Source organism: Xanthomonas sp. WHRI 10207, from assembly GCF_040202975.1.
Lineage (GTDB): Bacteria > Pseudomonadota > Gammaproteobacteria > Xanthomonadales > Xanthomonadaceae > Xanthomonas.
Map to the genome: position 1 here is coordinate 209,060 of NZ_JBEGDX010000001.1, position 23,622 is coordinate 232,681.

A 23,622-nucleotide genomic window follows, 5' to 3' on the forward strand; every position below is an offset into this window, starting at 1 on the left:
GCTGTCTGTCTGTTCAACGATGCCGCCGGCCCTTACAGGCGACATCTCGACACTGCTCTCCCCCCAGTCGCGTTGCCTCAATCGCCCATCTTCGTTGGAGAATCGCCTAGTGGAACGCGCATGTTCGTCTGTTGGTCGTCGTCGCTCATCGCTCCGGTCGCATCGCCTGCGCGCCGGCAGCTTGACTCTGCTCCTGGGTGCGCTGGCGCCGGCGGCGGCCTTCGCACAGGCGGTGCCTGACACAGTTCCGGTGCCGCAAGGCATCAACCTGGGGGGCACCAGCTTTTTCGATGGTTTTGGCTCCACCCAACCTGGGTGGACGGTGATCGAATATCTGCGCCATGCGCACCTGAATGCCGTGCTGGATGCGCAAGGCAACGATTCGCCGGCGTTTCGTGATCCAAAGATCAGCAGCTCGGCAGCGCTGACCCAGCTCATCTACGTGACGCCCTACAAATGGTTGGGCGGCACGATTTCCGTCGATGCCATCGTGCCGTTGGTCAACCAGAATGCCTCGTTTGCCGCAGACAGCCCGGTGCGGTTGAGCGACAACGGATTCGGCGTTGGCGATATTGCGGTCGGGGCGGCGTTGCAGATGCCGCCGGTGATGCGCAACGACCGGATCTTGCTGTTTCAGCGCTTCGCCCTGGTGGCATTTGCACCGGTGGGCAAGTTCGATCGCGACATCGCGATCAACCAGAGCACCGGCTACTGGTCGTTCTCGCCGCATTGGGCATTCACGGTACAGCCCACCGATAACTGGGAGGTCAGCATGCGGCTGCATTACATGTACAACTTCCGCACCGACCGTGCCGGTGGAGTGCCGCCAATTCCCGGTTTCCAGTTCCGCAACGGCCAGGCAGGCGATCTGGCGTGGCTGAATTTTGCCAGCTCGGTCAAGGTGACCGAGCAGCTGCGGGTCGGTGTCAACGGCTTCTACCTACGTCAGCTGCAAGACAACCGGACCAATGGCCAGCGCGTGCCCGACAGCAAACGCACGCAGTTCTACATGGGGCCAGGGCTCTCGTGGCGGTTGGACCCGAAGAACGTGCTCAATTTCAATGTCTACCTGCCGGTCGAGGTCAAGAACTCGGTGGCCGGAAACACCTTCAACCTGATGTTCGTGCACTCGCTATAGCGCAGGCAAGCTGCCCTGCACGCCGACCGTCTTGGTCAGCGTGCAGGGTCGAATGTAGCCATGTCTTGCTCTATGCGTGGTCCTGCGTCGCAGGTACGGCCGACATCCGCTCCACGCGCATCGACGCCATTGCCACTGCTCGGCGCGCGGTCCCGCGCACCCCGAGGCATCACATGCCCATGCTGTGCCGTTGCGTATTGGCATGTTCGCGGAACAGTAACTCCGCCCGCGCGCCATCGCGTTGTTCGATGGCAGAGACAATCGCGCCATGCTGCCGGTGGCCGTAATAAAGATCGTCGTAAGCCAGGGTGGCCGAGCGCTGACCGAACACCACGTTGACCGGGCTGACGAACGGCACCAGCGTGCAGCGGTCTACCGTCTCGGTGAGGATCGGTTTGTTCGCCGCCACCACGATGGCGCGATGGAAACGGGCATTGATCGCGCCGTAGGTCTGCTCATCGCCGGCATCGAGGCTGCGCTTGGCAAACAGCCGGTCGCCTTCGCACAGACAGGCGTGCAGGGTGGACAGCAATGCGGCCGACGCGCCCTGTTCGGCCACCGTGCGTGCCGCCATGCCCTCCATCAGTGCGCGCACCTCCAGTGCATCCAGGCTTTCCTGTTGGCTGAAACGCCGTACCGCATAGCCGCGGTTGCCGACCTGCACCAGCAGACCCTCCTGGCACAACGCCGGCAATGCCTGGCGAATAGGCGTGCGCGAGATGGCCAGGCGCTCGGCCAGGGCCGCCTCGGTGATGCGCTCGCCCGGGGCAAAGGCGCCGCACAGGATCAATTCGCGTAGCTGCTGGACCGCTTGCAATCGGTGGTTGTTCGCCATTGGCTCCATTCTCTCGCGCCGTACCGCAGCGCACGTTCCTTCGAAGGGGAAACTAGCAATTACTTGTATAAAAACCTTGCGGATGAGATCGCTTGATGGCACTTTGGATCCCAAGGATACCGTTTTGGAGATCCGCAGTGGTTGGTCGTCCGTGTTGGGATCCATTGCATCGTCGATCCTGACTCAATCAATGACGTGCGCTCTGCCTCTCCTGGCAGTGGTGCGCAGCAGGAGCAAAGCATGGCTAGCATCATCGGCGGCATCGGAACCTCGCACGTTCCCACCATCGGGGTGGCCTACGACAAGGGCAAACAACAGGATCCAGTGTGGAAGCCGTTGTTCGACGGCTACACGCCGGTGGCCGAGTGGCTGGCCGAACAACGGGCCGACGTGCTGGTGTTTTTTTACAACGACCACTGCACGACCTTCTTCTTCGATCTCTATCCGACCTTCGCCCTGGGCGTGGGTGAGCGCTTTCCGGTCGCCGACGAGGGCGCAGGGCTGCGCAACCTGCCTCCGATCCGTGGCGATGTACAGCTGCAGGCGCATATCGCCGAATGCCTGGTCAACGACGAATTCGACCTGACCGTATTTCAGGACAAGCCGATCGACCACGGCTGTGCGGCGCCGTTGCCGCTGCTGTGGCCGCATGTGCCGGACTGGCCGGGCACGGTGGTGCCGATTGCGATCAACGTCCTGCAGTACCCGCTGCCGACCGCGCGCCGCTGTTTTCGCCTGGGCCAGGCGGTGCGCCGTGCGATCGAGTCATACCCGGAAGATCTCAGAGTGGTGGTGGTCGGCACCGGCGGGTTGTCGCACCAGATCCATGGCGAGCGCACCGGTTTCAACAACACGGACTGGGACATGGAGTTTCTGGACCGCTTTCAGCACGCGCCGGAAACGCTGACCGATCTGACCCATACCGACTATGTGCGTCTGGGTGGTGCCGAGAGCGTGGAGCAGATCATGTGGCTGGCCATGCGCGGTGCGTTGGATGGGCCGATCCGCAAACTGCATCAGAACTACTACCTGATGACGACGACCGCGATGACCGTGGTGCTGTACGAGCCGGGCGAAGAACGCGCCGATGCGCCGCGCTCGGCAGAGCTGCTGGCACGCACTGCCAACGCGGCATGAGGGCCTGCATATGAATCCGCAAGTACACGGCATGGACAAGATCGACGGCACCTACCTGTTCGATCTGCGCACCAGCAACCGCGCGCTGCGCCTCAATCGTTTTTTCTGGCATATGATCCGCGCCCCGTGGCGCGATCGTTTTTTGCAGGACGCGGAAGTGTTGATGCAGGAAGCCGAGCTCACCGAACACGAGAAAGCGCTGATCCGTGCGCGCGACTGGCTCGGACTGGTGCAGTACGGCGCCAATTTTTTTGTGATCGAAAAGTTCGCCCGCGTGGTGCGCACGACCAATCTGCAGGTCTACGCCATCATGCGCGGCGAGTCGTTCGAAGACTTCATGCAGACCCGGCGTGTGCCCGAGGCACGCTGAGCTGCGCGTCCCGGTCGCTGGCCGGGCGTTGCCACCCGACTTTCCAACGTAAGGCCCACCCCCTATGACCATGTCCTCCGTGTTCTTCGAACACCGCATCAAGGTCCGGCATCTACGTGTCATCGAGGCGCTGGATCGGCAAAAAAGCCTGCTCCGCGCCTCACGCGTATTGAATGTCACCCAGCCTGCACTCACGCGTGCCTTGCAGGAGATCGAAGAGATCGTCGGTGCGCCCCTGTTCGAACGCCATTCGCGTGGCGTGCGTCCCAATGCGATGGGCGAGGTGCTGGTGCAGACCGCGCACGTCGTGCTCGGCCAGCTGCGCCGCGCACAGGACACCTTCGAAGGGCTGCTGCAGGACGATGCGCTCACCATCACCGTCGGCGCGTTGCCGGTGGCAGCGAGCGGCCTGCTACCGTCGGTGCTGGCTGCCTTGTACCGTGCCGAGCCCACGCTGCGTGTGCGCCTGCTGCATGGCCGTACCGATGAATTGCTGCCCAAGCTCGCCGGAAACGAGGTGGATCTGGTCGTTGGCCGGTTGTATCCGCTGGCCCGCTACGATGCCTTGGTCCGCAAGGTGCTGTACCAGGATCCGATTGCGCTGGTGGCGCGGAGCGACCATCCCTTGTTTGCCAATGGCCCGGTGCGCATCGCCGAAGCGGCCGCGTACCGACAGGTATTGCCGACGCTGAGTCAGCATGTGGAGCGCGACGTGGCGCAGGTCATGCGCGAACATGGGCTGGCCACACGCGATCAACTGCGTTCCAGCTCTGCAAGCTTCACGCGCGAGATTCTGCTCGGCACCGACAGCATTGCGGTGATGCCAAGCATGATGGTGGCCGGCGACATCGCACGCGGCGAGTTGCGGGCCTTCCAGCTGCAGCAGCCGTCGCAGGCGCGCGCAGGTGGCGTGATCTATCGCGACAGCAGCGCCATCCTCAAACCCGGTGTGCGGTTGTTGATGCGTGAGCTGGAACACCAGCTGGCGCTCATGGCCCAGCAAGGCGCGGTCTGGGTGGACGACCAGATTGGCGAGCACGATATTCTGCTGGATGCGTCTGCATAACCGACGATGGAATCCCACAAGCGGGAGCTGCATCGTCGCCCGGGGCGGATGCGATGCAGTACTGGCTTGGGTAATTGCACTGTTCGGCCGTATTCGCGGAGTGCGCAGGGATGCGAGGCGCGCTGGATTGAACGCTGCATGGTGCCCGGCTGGTCTCGCGCCGGAGTACTCGAGCGGTATTCATCGCGGTGATCCGAGTAAGCAAAGTCCAAGTGTGGCGGCAATACGCACGCCCACGCCCACGCCGCACGGTTGCCACCGCTCTCAGGCGTCGTTGGCCAAGGCATCCTTCAACCGCGCCTTCTGCAGCTTGCCGGTTGCCGTACGTGGCAGGGCCTCGACCAGGCGTAGGTGTTTGGGGACCTTGTACTTGGCCAGGCGCTCGACCAGATAGTTGCGGATCTGCTCCAGATCCGTCGCCTCAGCGGTTGGCACGATCGCCAGGTAGCCCACCTCGCCCCATTGTGGGTCGGCGATGCCGACCACGGCGCATTCGCGGATGTCCGGGTGATCCGCCAGTACCGCTTCGATCTCGGCGGGATACACGTTTTCGCCGCCGGAAATGAACATGTCCTTCTTGCGGTCCACCACCCAGAAAAAGCCGTCGGCATCACGCTTGACGATATCGCCGGTGCGGAACCAGCCCTGTGCGTCGCGCATCTCCGCAGTGGCCTGCGGGTCGCGCCAATAGCCGGGGCTGAGGTTGGGGCCGCGCAACAACAGTTCGCCAGGCATGCCCGCCGGGCAGTCGTTGCCATCGCCATCCACCACCCGCGTTTGCACGCCCGGCGACGAAATCCCCGCCGCACCGAGCTTGCAACGAATCACGTCGCAATCCACCGACATGCCGAACACCGTGCCGGCTTCGCTCATGCCGAAGCCGCAGACCATGGGGATGCCATCGTCCAGCCAACCGAGCAGATCGTCGCTGGCATGCGGCGCGCCGCCGCTGACCAGCGCGGTGAGGTGACGCAGCGTTGACGGATCGAAACCGGGCTGGCTGCGGAACGCCTGCATCATCTGCGGCACGCCGACGTAGTGAGTAATGCCCAGCGCCGGGTTGCCGAGCCAGCTCAAGGTACGCTTCGGTTCGAAGCCGCTCGACACCCGGATCGACCCGCCCAGCGCCAGCGCCGGCCGCACATTGGTCGCCAGGCCGATGATGTGGAACATCGGCGCTTCGCACAGGAAACTGCTGTTGCCATCCACACGTGTGGTCACGCCGAAGTTGTGGGCCACCTGCTGCAGGTTTTGCTCATTCAACATCACGCCCTTGGGTTGGCCGGACGTGCCCGAGGTGAACAGGATCAGGCTCACGCGCTCGGGCGGGATGTAGGGCGTTTCGGCGGGTGCCAGCACCTTGGCACTGTCGATGAAGCTCGATAGCGCTTCGGCATGCGCGCGTCCGGCAGCGACATCGTCGCCCAGCAACAGATGCGGCTGCGCACGCTGCAGCAAGGTGTCCAGCTCGGTGCCGCTCAGCCGCCAGTTGAGCGGCACATAGATCGCGCCGACCCGCGCACAGGCGAAGTGCAGCGCGACCTGCCAGACCGAATTGCGGGCGAGCACGGCCAGCCGTTCGCCGTCGACACAGCCGCGCATCTGCAGCAGGGCGGCCAGTTGGCCGATCAAGGTGTCCAGTTCGGCATATGTCCATTCCTGCTCCAGCAACAGGTCGCGCGCGGCAAGCCGGTGCGGTGTGAGGCGGGCATGGAAGGAAATCGAGTCGGTCGGCATGGTCATGGCGCTGTCTTTCCGAATGCAGAATGGGGGAGTGACGTGCGTGAGTGCGACGGAGATGGCAGGAAGGTTGACGCGTGCGCGCAACCACGCATTAGGCGTTCACAGACACGTTGCCAACACACCAGCGGAGATGACGTGCCGTGGTGTACGGCACGTTGCATTGCGGCGACGCAGGCATGCTCGCCGCGTAGCCGATGACGTAAAACTCAACCGAGATAGACGGTCTTGGTTTCGAGAAATGCATGCAGTCCTTCGATGCCGCCTTCGCGACCAATTCCGGAATGCTTGACCCCGCCAAACGGCATCTCGATATCCACCCACATGCCATTGATCGAATGGCTGCCGCTGCGCACGCGTCGTGCAATGCGATACGCGCGATCAACATCCTCGCTATAGACGGTGCCGTGCAAGCCGTAGTCGCTTGCATTGGCCTTGGCGATCATGTCGGCCTCATCGTGATAGTCGATGAAGCTCACCACCGGGCCGAAGATTTCTTCGCGGGCAATGGTCATGTCCGGCGTGACGTTGGCGAACACCGTCGGCTCGATGAAGAATCCACGCGGCAAATGCGTCGGGCGGTTGCCGCCCATCACCAGTTGCGCACCTTCGGCGCTGCCCTGTGCGATGTAGGACTGCACGCGTTCCAGTTGCCGGCCGAGCGCCAGCGGACCCATGCCGGTGTCGGCGGCGAACGGGTCGCCGAGCTTAACTGCGCTCAGTGCCGCGCAATATGCCTGCAAGACTTCGTCGCGCCGCTGCGCCGGCACCAGTACGCGGGTCAGCGCGAAACATACCTGCCCGGTGATCGGCATGGAGTAGGGCACCAGGCTGGGCAGCACTTTGGCGAGGTCGGCGTCTTCGAGCACGATGGCGGCCGACTTGCCGCCCAGCTCCAGGCCGACCCGCGCCAGGCGTTCGGCGCAGGCCACGCCGATCAGTCGCCCGGCCTGGGTGGAGCCGGTGAAGCTGACCTTGTCGACCAGCGGGTGCCGGATCAGCTGTTCGCCGACCTCGCGACCGGCCGGCAACAGATTGAACACGCCATCGGGCACGCCTGCGGCGCTGATGCATTCGGCCAGGATGTACGCATCGATCGGGGTCTCCGGCGAGGGCTTGGCCACCACCGTGCATCCGGCAGCCAGCGCAGCGGCGACCTTGTAACAGAGCAAGACCAGTGGCGCGTTCCAGGGCGTGATCGCCACGACCACACCGACCGGTTCCTGCACCACATGCACGCGGCCGCCACTGGAGCGTGCGCGCGGCTCGACGAACGGATGCATGGCGATCAGATCGCCGTAGTAGTCGAACAGGCCGGGCGCCTGTTGCGAGGCGCGTCGGCTGAAACCGATGGTGGCGCCAACCTGGCCGGTCCAGGCTTCAGCCAGCTCCGGCATGCGTGCGCGCAGCTGGTAGGCGACGCGCTTGAGTATCACCCCGCGCTCGGGTGGCGACAGCTGCGGCCAGGGGCCGGTGTCGAAGGCGGCACGCGCCGCAGCCACCGCGGCTTCGGTATCTGCGTGCGATGGTTCGGTGTAGCGCAGCAGGCGTTCTTCGGTATGCGGGGCGATCACATCGACATGGCGATCGCCGGTGCTTGCGCGCCACTGGCCGTCGATGAACAGGCCCAACGGCCCACGCGCGGCAATCCCGCGCAGTGTTGCGGATAAGGCTTCCATACTCCCTCCTCGGTGCAGAAAACCACTGGCAGCGCCAGCGATGCGTGGGTTGCACGCATCGCTTCAGGCGCCGTAGGACGTGCTTAGGCGCTGTTTTTCTTGAGGTCGTATTCGCCCAGGCCAGGCTTGTAACTTTTCTCGTCGATGAATTGACGGATGCCTTCCTTGCGGGCGTTGTTGTCGAACGAGTTGGCCGCTTCCTGCATGCGCACCAGATAATCTTCGGCTTCGTCGTAGGTCATGGTGCCCACGCGGCGCACGGCGTCTTTGGCGTATTTCAGCGCGATCGGGTTCTTGCGCAGCAACAACTCGGCCACCTCGCGCGTGCGTGCTTCCAGTCGCTCCAGCGGCACGCTTTCGTTGACCAGGCGCCATTCGGCCGCTTTCTTGCCGTCGACCATTTCGCCGGTCAGCGTCATCCACATCGCATCGCGCATGGACAGCAGTTCGACCGCCACCTTGGTCACGCCGCCGCCCGGCAGGATGCCCCAGTTGATCTCCGACAGGCCGAACTGCGCTTCATCGGCGGCAATAGCCAGATCGCAGGCGAACAAGGGGCCGAAGCCGCCGCCGAAGCACCAGCCGTTGACCATCGCGATGGTGGGCTTTTGATACCAACGCAGGCGCCGGAACCAGCCGTAGGACTCGCGTTGTGAACGGCGCACGCCGCGCAGGCCCTGTGCTTCGGTTTCGCGGAAGTACTCTTTCAGATCCATACCGGCCGACCAGGCAGTGCCTTCGCCGCCGAGCACCAGCACGCCGACGCTGTCGTCGAATTCCAGCTCGTCCAGTACATCCATCATGCGGCGGTTGAGCGCCGGGCTCATCGCGTTGCGCTTGTCCGGGCGTGCAAACTTCACCCAGGCAATGCGGTTTTCGATGCGAACCGATACCACGTCATGCTCGTTCAAGCGGCGTCTCCTTCAAGTCGGGGGCTGCGGGTTCAGAGGTCTTCGGCCAACGCGGTCTCTGCCACGGTTGTCCGCTCCAGCGTGGCGCTGGCGTTCAATTTGCAGAGCAGGCGGAGCAGGGTTTGTTGCTCGGCGGCCTGCAGGCCGGTGCAGGTACGCGCGACGGCGCGCGCCAGGCAGGCCTGTGCCACCTCGAGCGTGCGGTGGCCTTGCTCGGTCAGATACAGGCCTTTACTGCGACGGTCGCGGCCGGCCAGGCGTTCGATCAGGCCTTGCTCGGCCAGCGCGTTGGCGATCTTCATGCCGGCGGCGCGGTTGACCAGCAGGCGGTTGCCGAGTTCGGTCTGGTCGCAACCGGGCTGGTCGCGGATGTGGATCAACGCAGTGACGCGTGCCGGGGTGAGATGCAGCTCGGCCAGTTCCTGGCGGGCGGCATGGCTGGACGCCAAGGCGGCCAGTTGCAGTTGGTAGCCGAGGTCTTTGGCAAGTGCCAGGCGAGCGGTCATCGATCCATCCAAATTGTATCCGTTAAATACAATCTAGCCGACCGAAGCGGGCGCTGCAAGGGGGACGGGCCTCAAAAACTGAAGTGCGGTGCGCGCCCGCGTAATACCGGTGCGCCTGCGTGCCGCGGAGGTGTGCGACGTGATTACTGGGTCAGCCAGCCGGCCAGCTGCTCGCGGGTCAGATAGCCGCTGTGGCGGGTGTCGAGCGCATCGAATTCATCGGCCAGCGCGGGGTTGGCCTGGGCTTCGGCACGGCTGATGCGGCCATCGCCATCCACGTCCATCGCCTGGAAATCGATGCGGTAGCTCCCGACCACGCTGCTGGGCTGGATCGAGCGCACGATCACGCTCGATTCGCCGCGCGGGCGTTCCAGTTGGGTCTGGTGCGTGACTTCGCCGCTGGACAGCGGTTGGGTGCGGATGACGTTGGGCACATCGATCAGCGGCATGCTGCTGGCCGGCGTAGGTGCCTGCTGGGCGGAGGCGATGCCGCAAACGAGCAGCAGTGCGGTGAGTGTGGCGATACGGCGGATGGTCATCAGATCCCCCTGATGTGGAACAGCCGGCAAGGATAGAGGGTGCGGGCAGCTTGCGGTGGGTGGCATGCGGGTGGGATGTGGCGCATCGCCAGATCCTTTGCGCAAGCTGGGCGCAGCGGCGTCGGCATCAACGCTGGATCTGGCGGGGCGACGGCACGTTGCCGTCGCCTTGCAGGTCACTCAGCCGGGGATGAAGGGAAACACGATCTTGAGCAAGCCCTTCAAGCCGCCTTCGGCGGTGCTGGCCACTGCCTTGGCGCCCAGACTGTTGAGTGCGCGACGCACATCGTCCCAGCGCAGCTGCGCAATGTCCTTTTTCAGCAAATCCGCCACTTCTTCGGCGGTGGGCGTGAGCTTCTGCAATTCGCGTACCGCCGCCTGCGGATCCTGCTGCAGATAGCCCCAGCGTTCGGCGATTTTCAGCAGCGTGTCGAAGCGCACCGCCACCACTTCGCGATTGCGTTCGTATACCGGCAACGCGCCGACATCGAGAATGGCTTGCTCGAATTGCTGTGCGTCGTCGGGATGTTCGATCCGCACCGCCAGGAACCCTTCTTTGCGGCTGCGTTCGCTGACGTGTTTGGCACCGGAGCGCAGATTGTCTTCGGTGAGCACGTTGGCCACGATGCGCTGCATCGCCGCGTCGCCTTCTTCGGGCACCAACGCGCGCCAGCGCGCATAGCCATCGCGACGCAAGGCCTTGACCTTGGCCGAGGTGACACGTAACTGCAGTGCGACAAGGGCGTTGGAGCTATTGCGCGAGATGGCGCCATCGCGCTCCAGCAGCACGAAGATCAACAGTTCCAGGTCGCGTTTGGTCAGCGACTGAAACCCCTGCAACAGGGTCAATCGCAGGAATTCGCTGCCAAAGGCGGCCGCGTCCTTGAGTTCGATGGGTTGCATGGGGGAGTCCTCCGCGGGTGACCTGCAGGATGCCAGGATGCTGTTGCGCGGCCTGAGAACCAATGCGACGCGCGCAGCAGTTTCAGCGTCCGGTTTCGCGCCCGGGGCGATCGGATCTGAACGTTTCAACTGCGCCGCGATCCTGCAAGGTAACAAACACCTGTTTGCCATCGCTGCCACCGAAGGCGACGTTGCTGGCCTTGCGGCCTTTCAGCGCGACCGTGCGCAGCAACTTGCCTGCCGGCGACACCACCGCGATCTGTCCGGCATCGTAACGGGCGATATAAAGATTGCCGTCGGCATCGCAGCGCATACCGTCCATACCGAAATCGGGGAACGCGATCAGCAGACGTTTGTTGCGCACGCTGCCATCGTCCAGGCGGTCGTACACCCACACCTTGCGCGACATGCTTTCGTTGACGTAGAGGTGCGTGCCGTCCGGGCTGACGTCCAGTCCATTCGGCGTGGTCATGCCCGATTCCAGCAGCCGCACTGCGCCATCGCGACTGATGTGCCACAAGCGGCCGCTGTTGTCTTTCCAGTTCGGGTCGCTGGCATAGAAACTGCCATCGGGTGCCAGTGCCAGATCGTTGGGACCATCGGAATCGGGCAGCGAGGCGAAGGTGCTCACCGCGCGCGTCTGCAGATTCACTCGCAAGATCTTGTGGCTGGTGTAATCGGCCACGTACATCGCGCCATCACGAAAGCGAATGCCGTTGCCGGTGCTGCCGGCAGGCAAGGTGACAAACACCTCGGCAATTGCGCTGCCGTCTGTTTGCAACGCGATGTGTGCAATGGTGCCGTCCTTGCCCAGATTCACCGCATACAGCGCGCCGTCCGGGCCTGCTGCCGGGCCCTCGGCGTTATGCGTGAATGCGCCATCTCCGATCAGGTCGCGCGTAACGAACGGCGGATCGGCAGCGCTGGCGAGCGAGCTGGACAACAACAGCGCCAGTGGCAGGAAACGATGGCGGGCAGCAGCGGTCATGCGAAATCCTCCAGAGATGATCGTCGGCAGTGTGCCAGACCGTGCAGCGCGACCATGGCGATGATCACGTGCGATCAAGTAAGGTGCGCGGGCAGTAGTGGATCGGAGCAGCCGATACATGACGGCGTGTCGTCGAGCCGATGTGGCTGATGCGTGCCATGTCGCGCGTGCATCGCAATGTCCGCTGCGCCAATGCCGTCTGCACGATGCCGCTTGGCAAACGCTGGTCGCTATTCTCTCTAAGAAGGAGGTTTGCATGTCCGTGGAATCCTTGACACGTCGCCGCTTGCTTGCCGCCTTCGGCAGTGCCGGCATCCTGCTTGGCGCACCTGCATGGGCGTTGCCGAAAAAGAAGCCGGGAAAACCGCTCAATGTTGCACTGGCAGGGTTGGGGAGTTATGCCAGCGAGCAACTCGCGCCGGGCCTGGCTTTGACCAAACACTGCAAGCTGGCGGGCATCGTGACCGGCACGCCGTCGAAGATTGGGCAGTGGCAGTCCAAGTACGGCATTGCCGATCGCAACGTCTACAACTACGACAACTTCGACCGTATCGCCGACAACGACGACATCGATGTGGTCTACATCGTCACGCCGACTCACATGCATGCACCGCTTGCATTGCGTGCGGCGGCGGCCGGTAAGCACGTGTGGTGCGAAAAGCCGATGGCAATGCATGCGGGCGAATGCGAGGCGATGATTGCCGCCTGCAAACGTAACAAGGTTGCATTGACGATCGGCTACCGCATGCAGCACGAACCCAATACGCGGCGTCTGATTGCGATGGCAGGCGAGAAGCCGTTCGGCGCGATGCAACGCGTGCGTGCCGAGGCCGGTTACAACGGCTATCGCGATACGACCAAGGCCGATCGCCCGTGGCGGCTACGCTCGGAATTCGGCGGCGGTGCGATGTACGACATGGGCGTATATCCGCTCAATGCCGCGCGTTACACCGTGGGCGCCGAGCCGCTGGCGGTGACCGCCAAGCGCTGGACCGACCGTCCCGAGTTGTTCGACGAGGTCGACGAACATATGGATTTCACGCTGGAATTTCCCAATGCCGTGCGTGCGGCATGCAAGACCAGCTTCGGTGCCAACATGAACGTGCTGCGCGCCGACTGCGAGCGTGGCTGGTATGAGCTGTCGCCGTTTCAGAGCTATCAAGGCGTCACCGGCAAGGCCAGCGACGGCCGCGTCTTCGATGTCAAAGTGCCGCATCAGCAGGCATTGCAGATGGACGAAGACGCCTTGGCGATCATCAATGGCACGCCGTTGCGTGCGCCAGGCGAAGAAGGCTTGCGGGATATCCGTATCGTCGATGCGATCTACCGCTCCGCGCGTGAAGGCAGCAAGCGCATCGTGCTGTAAGTCGGCAGGTGTCGGCGGTCGACAGGCCGCCGACATAGTGAGGCAACAAGCCGCAGGAATATGCGGCCGAAGCATGGGGCTGGAAGCTGCCAACAGCCTTCAAGATCCACCACCAGCCACCGCTGCTCCAATTCCATTCCAACACCTGTGCACGCTAGGCACAGAGCTCATCGCGCAACGATTGCTGGAATTCATGGCGAACATGTGCCGGCAACGCGCCGATCAACCGCTTCTACCACTCCCCAATCCCGACTCCCCAATCCCAGCTCAGTCACGCATCGCCAGCACGGTGATCTCTTCGCGATCGTGATACAGCTGCTTGGCACGCACGGTCAGCGATTTTTCTGCCTGCTGTTCGAACAGGTCCAGGCACAGCCGCGTCTCGTCCCAGCGCTTTTTCATCGGTAGCTTGAGGTTGAAGATGGTGTGGCGGCACCAGCCTTCGCGCACCCAGGTGGCCATGCGTTCGGCCACGCGGCGCGGTTGCTCGACCATGTCGCAGACCATCCAGTCGAGCGGTTGCGCCGGCTTCCAGTGAAAGCCGTCGGCGCGCAGATGTTCGACCAGACCGGTTTCCAGCACATGCTCGCGTAGCGGGCCGTTGTCGACGCTGGTCACATGCACATGCTGGCGGGTGAGCACCCAGGTCCAGCCGCCGGGAGCGGCGCCCAGATCGGCCGCGCGCATGCCGGGCTTGACCAGGCGCTCGCGTTCCTCGGGCGTGAGCAGGGTGAGCAGCGCTTCGTCGAGCTTCAGTGCCGAGCGCGATGGCGCTTCCGGCAGCAACTTCAGGCGCGGAATGCCCAGTGGCCATGGCGCACTGTCGTCGGCATCGGCTACCGCCAGCAGTGCGTGGTCGCCATCGAGAAAACACACATGCAAGCGCGGCAGTCGCGGTTGCGGCTTGTCGGTGAGCAGGCCGGCCTTGCGCAGTGCCGGGCGCAACGCATTGCCGAAGCTGCGCGCCAGGCCCGCCAGCGGTTTGCCAGCATCCGAATCCGGGTGCTCCACCCACAGATCGCCAAAGCGCTGCTGCCCTTCCAGTGCGGCCAGGATCGGGGTTATGCGGTCTTTGGGGTCGATGCCCTTGAGCTCGGCCAGTACCACCAGTTTCTGTCGCGCAAAGATCAGCTCGCGCCAGTGCAGCTTTGCAGCCAGTTGCGCGGCCTCATCGCAGACGAACAGCACATAGCCATCGTTGCGCTGCGTACGCGCATAGCCGGCGATGCCGATAAACGAGGCGCGCGCACTCAGTTCGGCCGCCAGTTCTGGCTCGAAGCCTTGGCGGCAATAACACAGCAGTCCGCTCATCGCAGCACTCGCAAGGACAGGTCAATAATGATCACCGCCGCCCTCGCCGTAGCTACGCAGCACCGCACAAGCCTGTTCGCGTTGCACATCGCGGACCACCTCGATGCCGCGGCGGGTGAGCTCGCCCACCCAGTCGGCAGGCAGCGGGCCTTCATCGAATTCGGTCAGTGCCATCACGTCTTCTGCGCGTGCGCCGATCAACAGGCGGTCGATACCGGCCCATACCGTGGCTCCATAGCACTGGCAACATGGCTGCGCAGAAGTGGCCAGCGTTACCGGCGACAGCACGTCGTTCAAGCGTGGCGTCTGCAGGCGCTGCTGCGCGAGCATGTAGGCCATGTTCTCTGCATGCGCCAGCGAGGTGTTTTGCGGCACCACGCGGTTGACCGCAGCCGCGATGATGTGATGATCCGGGCCGAACACGACAGCGCCAAACGGGCCGCCGCTGCGCGCTTCCACGTTCATCCGCGACAGCGCGATGGCCAGCGCCACCTTGTCGTCGTCGCCGGGATAGGCGCGGCTGGCGTCTACAAACTCATGAATCCAGGCGGGCAGGGTGAGGTGGACTTGCGCGTAGAGCATCAGTGGACCGGTTGCTGAGACGAATCAAGGTCTCAGTGTATCGGTCGTTGCCCGCGTTGCGGCACATTGGCCGGAAACGCACTGGCAGGCGTCGATCGGGCGGAAGCCGCAGACACCCACCATCCCGCTAGCCTGGCATTGCGCCGCAACGGCTTTGGGGTTGGTAGGGCTGTTGACGTTGACGCAGGCCGGCAACTTGCCGCAACAGCTGCCCACGTCCTTGACCATGCAGTCGGCATCGGTGCGGCAGGTGGTATTCACCTGGGCGAGCTTGATCGGCGACACCGCCGGACGGGTTGCCGCTTCGGTGGGCGGGGCAGTCACACAGCCCATCAGAACCAGGGATGCGATCAGGAACAGACTGCTCAGACACCAGGACAAGGCACGGGACATGTGGCTGCTCCGATCACGGTAAGTGAGTTTCATGGTAAGCCCTGGCCGCCGCGAATGTGGTCCGTATGACACCTGACGCATCGCAGAGTGCCTGGCCGGGTGACGCACTGCGCCATTTGCCGGTCACGACGCGCGCGCGAGCGAGCCGACCGTAGAAGCGCGCGCCGATATGCAGTGGTGAAACGCGCGTTGGTCATCGCAGTGGCGGGCGCCGTCACAGGCAATCGCCATTCGCTGGTGGGGACTGCCGGTTCTTGCGACCTCATCATCGGCGCCGACGCAGCGCAGAGCTGCAACGGTTGGCAAGCGCTAACTGCTGCATGCTTTCATCGCGGTCGGCGTTGGGCAGCTCGGCGTCGGGCGGGTTGGGGACGAACATGCACAGCACGTCGGCCGGAGTGACCGCTTGTACGGTTTGCTGCGGCTGCGAGCAGCCCGCCAAGCCGATCGAAAGAGAAAAGACCGCTCCGTAGAGCGCTCGCTTGCCTTGTCGTGGGAGGCACATGGTGGTGTTCCATTGAAGACAGCGTGCAATCTAGGCCGATGCGCGCGCAGGCCGGTTGCGTCAATTCGCTTCCGCATGCAGCGCTGCGCACCACAGCACGCCGACCAGCAAGCAGGCGATCGCGGCCAGCTCCAGTGGCGTGGGCAGGCGCATTTCCCAGGCAAACCCGTACAGCAGCGCAAACACGGTTTCGAACACGATCATCTGCCCGACCAGGGTCAGTGGCAGCACGCGGCTGGCGCGGTTCCACAAGGCATTGCCGATCACCGATGCCAGGATGCCCAGCAGCAGCGAAACACCCCAGAAACTGGCCCAATCGATCGTTGCATGCGCTGCGCTGCCAATCATCGCCGCCGGCGCCAGCAACGCGGCCAGTGCGCCGGTGACCACACCGGTCAGCAGCGACCAGTCGCCACCGGAGAGGTCGGGACGGCGACGCAACCAGCGCGCATTGGCGATCGAATATGCCGACCACGAGACCAGTGCACCAACTGCGCACAGCAAGCCGGCAATGCGGGTGAGGCGGTCGCTCGCCTGTTGCCCGGAGTCGTCCTGCACGGTGTCCAGCGCGACCAGCGCCACGCCGATGACGCACAGCGCGCACGGCGCGGCAAGCCGCCGCAGTTGCACCGCGCCGGCAGCGCGCGTACCGATGATGGTGACCACCACCGGCAGCAACCCGATGATCAGCGCCGTCGCCGCGCTACCGGCCCACTGCACGGCGCTGCCCAGCAAGACGTAATAAATTAGATTGCCCATCAGGCTCAGACGAACCAGCGCCCACCACTCGGCGCGGCCCAACCGGGCGGCGGTTTGTCGTGCACGCGGTGCCAGCACCAGCGCGGCGACCGCGCCATACGACAGGTAGCGCGCCACCGCCAATTGCAGCGGGGTAAACGCCGACAACAACTGCGGCGCCAGAAACACCAGTCCCCACAACGCGCCCGCACCGATGCCGCAGGCAACGCCCATCATCATGCGCTCACGCATCGTGCGTCTCCTTCATGCCATCCACCGCAGCGTGCAGTGCAGCGTGGCGTTGATCAAGCTCGCCGATCACGCATGCCTGCCGCCCTGAGATGGCTGTTTCGCGATGAAGCCGTCAAAGCGGTACGCCCGTAAACAGCGTGCCCTATGCGATCTGGCATTCCCTCAGCGATCGTTCGATTGCCGACGTCGCGCCGGACGATTGGCCGCCGCGTGCACGGGTGGGCATTGCGACTACGACACCGCAGCGATCAGCAGCCGGATGGCCGCACGCTGGCTGTTCGAACAACGTGGGTGAACGCTTGCATGCGCACATTCAGAGCAGCTAGCAACACTCCTGTGCAGCCGCAAGGCGGGCGAGGCCAGTGCCCGGTGCGGCATGGACCACTCGTACACACCGCTTATGAGTGCGCCGTCCGCATCCACCATCACGATTGCTCGCTACGTTTTATTGGCCGCTCCAACCACTCGGCGACGCCTGCGTTGCCGCAAGCATCGCCGAAGTGGCTGCCGCACTTACTTGGCCCAGGTATCGCGCAAGGTCACGCTGCGGTTGAACACCGGCGTGGCCGCGCTGTGATCGCGGCGGTCGGCAACAAAGTAACCGGTGCGTTCGAACTGGAATGCCTGCTCCGGTGCCGCCTGCGTCGCCGACGGTTCCACATAGCCGCGCACGCTGCGCTTGGACTCGGGGTTGAGATAGTCGCGGTAGGTCTTGCCTTCGGATTCGTCGTCGGGTTTTTCCACCGAAAACAGACGGTCGTACAGGCGGATTTCCGCTTCCACCGCATGCACTGCGCTGACCCAATGGATGGTGCCCTTGACCTTGCGGTTCGCGCCTTCCATGCCCGGGCGCGATTCCGGATCCAGCCAGCCGCGCAGCTCGACGATCTGCCCGGCGTCGTTCTTGATCACCTCATCCACGCGCGCGATGCCGGCGCCACGCAGACGGATTTCGCCGCCCGGCACCAACCGCTTCCAGCCCTTGGGCGGGACTTCGGCAAAATCTTCGCGATCGATCCACAGCTCGCGTGCGAACGGCACCTCACGTGTGCCGAAGCTCTCGTCCTTGGGATGATTGGAAAACTGCAGTGTCTCGGTATGGCCGTCGGGCAGGTTGGTCAGCACCAGCTTGAGCGGGTCGATCACCGCCATGCGGCGCGCTGCGGTGGTATCCAGATCTTCGCGCAGGCAGCCTTCCAGTACCGAGAAGTCGATCAGCGAGTTCTGCTTGCTGATGCCCACGCGGTCCACAAACAGGCGCATCGCCGCTGGCGTATAGCCGCGACGACGCAGGCCCTGCAGCGTGTACATGCGTGGGTCGTCCCAGCCATCCACCAACTGTTCTTCCACCAGCGCGGTGAGCTTGCGCTTGCTCATCACCGTGTAGTTGATGTTGAGGCGCGAAAACTCGATCTGACGCGGCTTGGCGGCTTCGCGCGGCAGGCCCTTGTCCAGCAGCGGCTGCAGCAGCGCCGGATGCCCGGCCAGGTCCACCTTGTCCACGCACCAGTCGTACAGCGGGCGGTGGTCTTCGAATTCCAGCGTGCACAGCGAGTGGGTGATGCCTTCCACTGCATCGCCCAGCGAATGCGCAAAGTCGTACATCGGATAGATCGGCCAGGCGTTGCCGGTGTTCTGATGCTCCACATGCTTGATGCGGTACAGCGCCGGGTCGCGCAGATTGATATTGCCGCTGGCCATGTCGATCTTGGCGCGCAGCGTGCGTGCGCCATCGGGGAATTCGCCGGCGCGCATGCGGCCGAACAGGTCCAGGTTTTCTTCGACGCTGCGCTCACGATACGGCGAATTGCGGCCCGGCTCGGTCAAGGTGCCGCGGTATTCGCGCACCTGCTCTGCGCTGAGATCGCAAACGAACGCGTGGCCGTCGCGGATCAGCTTCTGCGCAGCCAGGTAATACACATCGAAGTAGTCCGACGCGTGGCGCAGCTGCGCCCATTCGTAGCCCAGCCAGCGCACGTCGTCCTGGATGGCGGCCGCAAACTCGGGGTCTTCCTTGGCCGGGTTGGTGTCGTCCAGGCGCAGATTGCACAGCCCGCCGAATTCGGCCGCCAGGCCGAAGTCCAGGCAGATCGCCTTGGCGTGGCCGATGTGCAGGTAGCCATTGGGCTCGGGCGGGAAGCGGGTGCGAATGACCGTGTGCTTGCCGCTGGCCAGGTCCTCGCGAACGATCTGGCGGATGAAGTCTTTCTTCTCCGCCGGGGCGGTGGCGTCGGTGGCTGGAATCTCGGACATGCGGGGCATCGGCAATAAGTAAACCGCAAGTTTAGGCGGTGGCACCGGTTAGGGGTAGGCGGTGGGGCAGTGCGGCGCGTTTTGCGATGTTTTTACCGCCGTCGGCGCCGTCAGTGGGCTCCGCGCGGCTGGCCAGCAGCGACATCCGGTGGTCAAGGGCCAGTCTCAAGACCTTATCGAAGGAAGCGGTGGCAGGCGGTGGTGCCATCGCGAGCGTGCGTGAAGGGCGCTGGCAGCACCCGATCGGCCACGGCTGGCGGTGGCCGGCCCCGACGCGTACGCTGCGCCGACCCTCTGCAGCGAGCTGCGCATGCCCTTGCCCCGTCTGGTGATCGGCGACAAAACCCTGTCTTCCTGGTCGTTGCGGCCGTGGCTGCTATTGCGGCATTTCCAGGTGCCGTTCGAGGAAGTCTGCCTGCCGCTGGACACGCCGCAGTTCCAGGCGCGCATCGCCGGTTATTCGCCCACTCGCAGGGTGCCGGTGTTGTGGGACGACACCCTGCATGTCTGGGATTCGCTGGCGATTTGCGAATACATCAACGAGCGCTGGCTCGACGGCCGCGGCTGGCCGGCGGATCTGGCGGTGCGGGCCCAGGCACGCGCGGCTGCGGCCGAAATGCATTCGGGCTTTGCCGCCCTGCGCACGCAGCTGCCGATGGATCTGGCCCGTCCCCCCGGCCCGGCGCAGTGGGATGCAGCGGCCGAGCGCGACATCACCCGCATCCAGGCCCTGTGGGCCAGCCTGCGTGCCGAGCACGGCCATGCCGGCAACTTCCTGTGCGGCGAATTCGGCATTGTCGATGCGATGTACGCCCCGGTGGCGCTGCGCTTTGCCAGCTATGGCGTACCGCTGTTCGAGGCTGCTGGCGATTACCTGGCCGCCCTGGATGCGCTGCCGGCGCTACGCGAATGGCGCAACGGCGCAGAACGCGAACGCGCGGAGCGCGGCTGATGCAGATCGCCTATCGCGCCAGTCACATCATCGATGCGCATCTGGCCAAGCACGCGCTGGAAGATGCCGGCATCACCGCCTTCGTGTTCGGCGAATCGCTGCTGGGCGGCGCCGGCGAATTGCCGGCCTTCGGCGTGCTGCAGGTGTGCGTGTCCGACCTGCAGCTGAGTCAGGCGCAGGCGGTGCTGGCCGACATCGGCCTGTGCGGCGAAGTCACCCGCGCGCTATAGCGTTGAAGCAGCGCAGCGCCACCCGTAGGAGCGCACCCGGGCGCGATCTGGCGTTTATCGGCAAAGCTTCACAGCGCCCAGGTGCGCTCCTGCGCGGGCGTTTATCGGCAAAGCCCGGTCGCGCCCAGGTGCGCTCCTACGACGCGTACGCATCATTCCGACTGACGCCACCCTGGCGGCGCGGCCTCTGGCGCGGCCAGCGCGCGCAGGCGTTTGAACAGTACCGTGGTTTCGGCCACGTTCCAGACCCGCAGCGCGACTTCGAAGGTGTCCAGCGGCTTGGTCAAGAAGTCCTTGGCGCCCAGGCCCAGGGCGCGGTGGCGCGCGCTGCGGCTGGGGTCGGCGGTGAGCACGATCACCGGCAAAAAATGCCCCGGATCGGACAGCCGCGCCAGCTGTTCCAGCAGCGCGTAGCCGTCCAGCTCGGGCATCTTCAGATCCAGCAGGATCAGGTCCGGCGCGAACGCCGACACCAGCCCCATGACCCGCAGCGGATCGGTGGTGGCGATGACCTGCTGGAAGCCTTCGCGCTGCAGCAGGTCTTCGAGCAGCCGCACATTGGCCGGCTCGTCGTCGACGATGAGGATGCGAGAGCCCAGGATTTCGTCGCGTGTCATGCCAGCAGCCTGTCGATCACGGTGAAGAATTCCGCCACGTCGAGCGGTTTGGTCAGATACGCACGTACGCCCTGATTGCCGACGCGCGCCAGGGTGGCGGTGGTGGCATCGGCGCTGATCACCACTACCGGCACCTGCGCAGTGGCCGGCTGCGCTTGCAGCTCGCGCAACAGCTCCTCGCCGTTGCCGTCGCTCAGGTGCAGATCCAGCAGGATCAGATCCGGCACGCCCTGCTGCAACAACTCGCGCGCCTGCGCCAGGCTGGCGGCTTCGAGCAAGTGCCATTGCGGGCGACGCTCGGTGAGGGTGCGGATCAGCGCCTGGTTGGACGGGTTGTCCTCGATGCTCAGCAGCCGGCACACCGCGCTGCCGCTGGTGCTGGGCGGCAGCAGAATGCGTGCTGGCTCGTTGGGTTGCGGCTCGCCTTGCGGTAGCGAGATCCAGAAGCGTGCGCCATCGCGGCTGCTGTCCACGCCGATCTGCCCACCCATCGCCTCGATCAGGCGCTTGCTCAGTGCCAGGCCCAGACCGGTCCCTTCCACGGCCGACCGCTCGGCACCGAGTCGCTCGAACGGCGTAAACAAGCGCTCGATCTGCGCAGGCGTCAGCCCCGTGCCCTGATCGGCCACGGTGATGCGCAGTTGTTCGCCATCTGCCTGTGCGGTGACCTGCACCTGACCGCCGGGACGATTGAACTTGACCGCGTTCGACAGCAGATTGAGCAGCACCTGACGCAGCCGCTGCGCGTCGGCGCGGACCGTCCACGGCCCTTCGATGGCGGCCGGTTGCAATGCAATGCCGTACTTGTCGGCATCCGGCGCGATCAGGCCCAGCGCTTCGTGCACGGCCGCGCGCACCGAAATGGGTTCCGGGCTGAGATCCAGTTGATCGGCTTCGATCCGCGCGATGTCCAGCAACTCGGTGATCAGCCCCAGCAAGTGCCGGCCGGCGCCCAGAATGTGCTGCAGATGGCGGCGGTGGCCCGGTTCGGGCAGGTCCATTTCCAGCACCTGCGCATAGCCCAGAATTGCGTTGAGCGGCGTGCGCAGTTCATGGCTGCTGCGCGAGAGAAATTCGGTTTTCGCGCGGTTTGCGGTTTCTGCATCGCGCCGTGCCAGTTGCGCTTCGGCCGCGCGTGCGGCCAACAGTTCGCTGGCCTGCGCCAGCCGCTGGCCGACCTGGCCCAACTCATCGCCGGCGCGCGGTTGCGGTGCCAGCGGCAGGCCTTCGCCCAGTCGGTCTGCGTTGGCCGCCAGCGTGCGTAGCCGCCCGGACAAGGCCGAGGCGAACCACGCCACTGCAAACACTGCGCCCAGGCCGCCGAGCATGGCCGCGCTCAGGGTGATGATCAGATTGCGCTGGCGCAGCCCTTGCGCCTTGGCGGTGCGCACTTGCAACTGCGCGGTTTCGTAATTGCGCAACTCGCGCAGTTCCGCACGCAGAATGTCGAGCTTGTACTTGCCGTCCCAGAGCTGACGGATCTCTTCTTCGCGGCTCAGGTCCGGTGCCAGCAAACGACGCCACCCCTGCATTTTTTCCGCAAATAGCGGCTTGATACGCGCAAATCGCTGCGCCTGGACCGGGTCGGTGATGCGTTGCGAGAGCCGTTCGGCCACGCGTTGCAACCGCGGTTCGGCATCGCGGTATGGGGTGAGGAATTCATCGCGGCGCACCAGGCGATAGCCGCGCACACCGGCCGCGGTTTCGGCCAACAGCGCATGTGCTTCGTACAGGTCGCTCAACACCTCCAGTGTCTGGCGCACATCGTTTTCGGCGGCGATGTTCTGCCGCTCCACGCTGTAGATCGCCATCAGCGCCACGGCCAGCAACAGCAGCGGCAGGGTCACTACCGCCAGACTTTTACGGGTGATTGGCCAATCGTTCCAACGCACTGCCAATGCATTCATAGCGCGAGTCCGGCATGGACCGCGTACACCGCGGCCTGGGTGCGATCTTTTACCTCAAGTTTCTGCAGGATTCGCTCCACATGCACTTTTACCGTGCCGGGAGAAATCCCCAGTTCAGCTGCCAGCGTGGCATTGGTGAGTCCGCGCGGCAGCAGCGACAAGACCTGTTTCTCGCGTTTGCTCAGCGCACTGAGGCGGTCGTCCTGCTGGGGTTTGCGCCGACGCGTGGCGATCGGCTTGGCCGGTTCGGCCACCATTGCCGGCAGCAACAGTGCGAAGGCTTGCAGCGCCTGCACGTCATCGTTGCCGGGCGCGGTGCGGCTGTCGGTCCAGGCCACGCACAGCATGCCGTGGGTTGTGCCCAGGGCATGGATCGATACTTTGGCTTCGCGCATGTCGCTTGGGCGCGGTGGCATCAGCCAGGCGGCTTCGTGACCGTCGCCGGCCGCACTGGCACCGGGCGGCAGTGCCCGCCCGCGGCTGGCAAGCACCTGCGCGCGCGGCCCGCGCTGCGCCAGCACGGCGCCGTGCTCCAGGCCCAGCAACAGCAGCACGCGGCTCAGTACTGCATCGCAGGCTTGCTCCGGCGTGTGGGCCTGACGCAGGGCCGCGGCCGCCTCCAAGAGCGCCTGCCAACGTGCGCTGTCTGAGGCCTCGCGCCGCAAGGTCAGGCGCCAATCGCCAGCATTGGTAGGGGCTTCCAT

Annotated in this window: 23 protein-coding genes and 1 other RNA gene; 8 read left to right on the plus strand and 16 right to left on the minus strand. The window is 64.5% G+C overall.

Annotated elements, in window-relative coordinates; all coding sequences use genetic code 11:
- The first annotated feature begins 181 nt into the window (after positions 1 to 181).
- Positions 182 to 1,138 (plus strand): SphA family protein, encoded by a 957-nt coding sequence (locus ABQU90_RS00880; RefSeq protein WP_238151781.1) that lies wholly within the window; start codon positions 182 to 184, stop codon positions 1,136 to 1,138.
- A 169-nt stretch (positions 1,139 to 1,307) separates the two neighbouring features.
- Here the strand turns inward: ABQU90_RS00880 and ABQU90_RS00885 are convergent, their stop codons facing one another.
- The gene (locus tag ABQU90_RS00885) at positions 1,308 to 1,982 is read right to left on the minus strand and encodes a GntR family transcriptional regulator (RefSeq protein WP_055851160.1); all 675 of its coding nucleotides are present in this window, start codon (positions 1,980 to 1,982) and stop codon (positions 1,308 to 1,310) included.
- 231 nt (positions 1,983 to 2,213) lie between these two features.
- Between ABQU90_RS00885 and ABQU90_RS00890 the strand changes: the two genes are divergently transcribed.
- The 3 genes from ABQU90_RS00890 (at position 2,214) to ABQU90_RS00900 (ending at position 4,546) form a co-directional block, all read left to right on the plus strand.
- Positions 2,214 to 3,110: a gallate dioxygenase gene (locus tag ABQU90_RS00890; protein ID WP_055851163.1), complete on the plus strand. Its 897-nt coding sequence runs from the start codon at positions 2,214 to 2,216 to the stop codon at positions 3,108 to 3,110.
- A gap of 10 nt (positions 3,111 to 3,120) precedes the next feature.
- Positions 3,121 to 3,480, plus strand: a complete 360-nt coding sequence (locus ABQU90_RS00895) for a protocatechuate 3,4-dioxygenase (RefSeq protein ID WP_115512460.1) — start codon at positions 3,121 to 3,123, stop codon at positions 3,478 to 3,480.
- Between the two features lie 64 nt (positions 3,481 to 3,544).
- Positions 3,545 to 4,546 (plus strand): LysR substrate-binding domain-containing protein, encoded by a 1,002-nt coding sequence (locus ABQU90_RS00900; RefSeq protein WP_055851169.1) that lies wholly within the window; start codon positions 3,545 to 3,547, stop codon positions 4,544 to 4,546.
- Positions 4,547 to 4,810: 264 nt separating this feature from the next.
- Here ABQU90_RS00900 and ABQU90_RS00905 read toward each other — a convergent pair whose 3' ends face one another.
- From ABQU90_RS00905 to ABQU90_RS00935, 7 genes are all read right to left on the minus strand, one after another.
- Positions 4,811 to 6,289 (minus strand): AMP-binding protein, encoded by a 1,479-nt coding sequence (locus ABQU90_RS00905; RefSeq protein WP_323521720.1) that lies wholly within the window; start codon positions 6,287 to 6,289, stop codon positions 4,811 to 4,813.
- Positions 6,290 to 6,495: 206 nt separating this feature from the next.
- A complete protein-coding gene (locus tag ABQU90_RS00910) occupies positions 6,496 to 7,965 on the minus strand; it encodes an aldehyde dehydrogenase (protein WP_323521721.1) in 1,470 nt (489 codons plus the stop codon).
- A gap of 83 nt (positions 7,966 to 8,048) precedes the next feature.
- Positions 8,049 to 8,876 (minus strand): p-hydroxycinnamoyl CoA hydratase/lyase, encoded by an 828-nt coding sequence (locus ABQU90_RS00915; protein WP_055851179.1) that lies wholly within the window; start codon positions 8,874 to 8,876, stop codon positions 8,049 to 8,051.
- A 32-nt stretch (positions 8,877 to 8,908) separates the two neighbouring features.
- The gene (locus tag ABQU90_RS00920; protein ID WP_323521723.1) at positions 8,909 to 9,382 is read right to left on the minus strand and encodes a MarR family winged helix-turn-helix transcriptional regulator; all 474 of its coding nucleotides are present in this window, start codon (positions 9,380 to 9,382) and stop codon (positions 8,909 to 8,911) included.
- A 143-nt stretch (positions 9,383 to 9,525) separates the two neighbouring features.
- Entirely contained in the window at positions 9,526 to 9,921 is a 396-nt protein-coding gene (locus ABQU90_RS00925; protein WP_323521724.1) for an EF-hand domain-containing protein, read from the minus strand.
- A 180-nt stretch (positions 9,922 to 10,101) separates the two neighbouring features.
- Positions 10,102 to 10,824: a hypothetical protein gene (locus tag ABQU90_RS00930; protein ID WP_115512455.1), complete on the minus strand. Its 723-nt coding sequence runs from the start codon at positions 10,822 to 10,824 to the stop codon at positions 10,102 to 10,104.
- A gap of 82 nt (positions 10,825 to 10,906) precedes the next feature.
- Complete coding sequence (locus ABQU90_RS00935; protein WP_323521726.1) at positions 10,907 to 11,812, minus strand: SMP-30/gluconolactonase/LRE family protein; 906 nt, start codon at positions 11,810 to 11,812, stop codon at positions 10,907 to 10,909.
- 256 nt (positions 11,813 to 12,068) lie between these two features.
- On the opposite strand from ABQU90_RS00935, the gene ABQU90_RS00940 reads away from it, so the two are divergent.
- The gene (locus tag ABQU90_RS00940; protein WP_115527161.1) at positions 12,069 to 13,178 is read left to right on the plus strand and encodes a Gfo/Idh/MocA family protein; all 1,110 of its coding nucleotides are present in this window, start codon (positions 12,069 to 12,071) and stop codon (positions 13,176 to 13,178) included.
- A gap of 267 nt (positions 13,179 to 13,445) precedes the next feature.
- Here the strand turns inward: ABQU90_RS00940 and rlmM are convergent, their stop codons facing one another.
- The 4 genes from rlmM to ABQU90_RS00960 form a co-directional block, all read right to left on the minus strand.
- Positions 13,446 to 14,489: a 23S rRNA (cytidine(2498)-2'-O)-methyltransferase RlmM gene (gene rlmM, locus ABQU90_RS00945; protein ID WP_323521728.1), complete on the minus strand. Its 1,044-nt coding sequence runs from the start codon at positions 14,487 to 14,489 to the stop codon at positions 13,446 to 13,448.
- Positions 14,490 to 14,510: 21 nt separating this feature from the next.
- Positions 14,511 to 15,071, minus strand: a complete 561-nt coding sequence (locus ABQU90_RS00950; RefSeq protein WP_055851196.1) for a nucleoside deaminase — start codon at positions 15,069 to 15,071, stop codon at positions 14,511 to 14,513.
- A gap of 24 nt (positions 15,072 to 15,095) precedes the next feature.
- Positions 15,096 to 15,464 (minus strand): hypothetical protein, encoded by a 369-nt coding sequence (locus ABQU90_RS00955; RefSeq protein ID WP_082473551.1) that lies wholly within the window; start codon positions 15,462 to 15,464, stop codon positions 15,096 to 15,098.
- 565 nt (positions 15,465 to 16,029) lie between these two features.
- Positions 16,030 to 16,959 (minus strand): DMT family transporter, encoded by a 930-nt coding sequence (locus ABQU90_RS00960; protein ID WP_323521729.1) that lies wholly within the window; start codon positions 16,957 to 16,959, stop codon positions 16,030 to 16,032.
- A gap of 376 nt (positions 16,960 to 17,335) precedes the next feature.
- Here ABQU90_RS00960 and ABQU90_RS00965 point away from each other — a divergent pair.
- A non-coding RNA gene (locus tag ABQU90_RS00965) (sX9 sRNA) lies at positions 17,336 to 17,413 on the plus strand.
- 59 nt (positions 17,414 to 17,472) lie between these two features.
- Here ABQU90_RS00965 and ABQU90_RS00970 read toward each other — a convergent pair.
- The gene (locus ABQU90_RS00970; protein WP_055851208.1) at positions 17,473 to 19,212 is read right to left on the minus strand and encodes a glutamine--tRNA ligase/YqeY domain fusion protein; all 1,740 of its coding nucleotides are present in this window, start codon (positions 19,210 to 19,212) and stop codon (positions 17,473 to 17,475) included.
- A gap of 310 nt (positions 19,213 to 19,522) precedes the next feature.
- Between ABQU90_RS00970 and ABQU90_RS00975 the strand changes: the two genes are divergently transcribed.
- Both ABQU90_RS00975 and ABQU90_RS00980 read left to right on the plus strand, forming a co-directional pair.
- Complete coding sequence (locus ABQU90_RS00975) at positions 19,523 to 20,164, plus strand: glutathione S-transferase family protein (protein WP_115561484.1); 642 nt, start codon at positions 19,523 to 19,525, stop codon at positions 20,162 to 20,164.
- Positions 20,164 to 20,394 (plus strand): putative signal transducing protein, encoded by a 231-nt coding sequence (locus ABQU90_RS00980; RefSeq protein WP_323521730.1) that lies wholly within the window; start codon positions 20,164 to 20,166, stop codon positions 20,392 to 20,394. Before ABQU90_RS00975 ends, ABQU90_RS00980 begins: the two co-directional genes overlap by 1 nt.
- 152 nt (positions 20,395 to 20,546) lie before the next feature.
- On the opposite strand, the gene ABQU90_RS00985 is transcribed toward ABQU90_RS00980, so the two are convergent.
- Genes ABQU90_RS00985 through ABQU90_RS00995 form a run of 3 tightly spaced genes read right to left on the minus strand, consistent with a single transcriptional unit; the run spans position 20,547 to position 23,622 of the window.
- Positions 20,547 to 21,011 carry a response regulator gene (locus tag ABQU90_RS00985; protein WP_055851215.1) on the minus strand — a complete coding sequence of 155 codons (465 nt, stop codon included), beginning with the start codon at positions 21,009 to 21,011 and terminating at the stop codon, positions 20,547 to 20,549.
- A complete protein-coding gene (locus ABQU90_RS00990) occupies positions 21,008 to 22,918 on the minus strand; it encodes an ATP-binding protein (protein ID WP_055851218.1) in 1,911 nt (636 codons plus the stop codon). Before ABQU90_RS00990 ends, ABQU90_RS00985 begins: the two co-directional genes overlap by 4 nt.
- Positions 22,915 to 23,622 (minus strand): helix-turn-helix transcriptional regulator, encoded by a 708-nt coding sequence (locus ABQU90_RS00995; RefSeq protein WP_323521731.1) that lies wholly within the window; start codon positions 23,620 to 23,622, stop codon positions 22,915 to 22,917. Before ABQU90_RS00995 ends, ABQU90_RS00990 begins: the two co-directional genes overlap by 4 nt.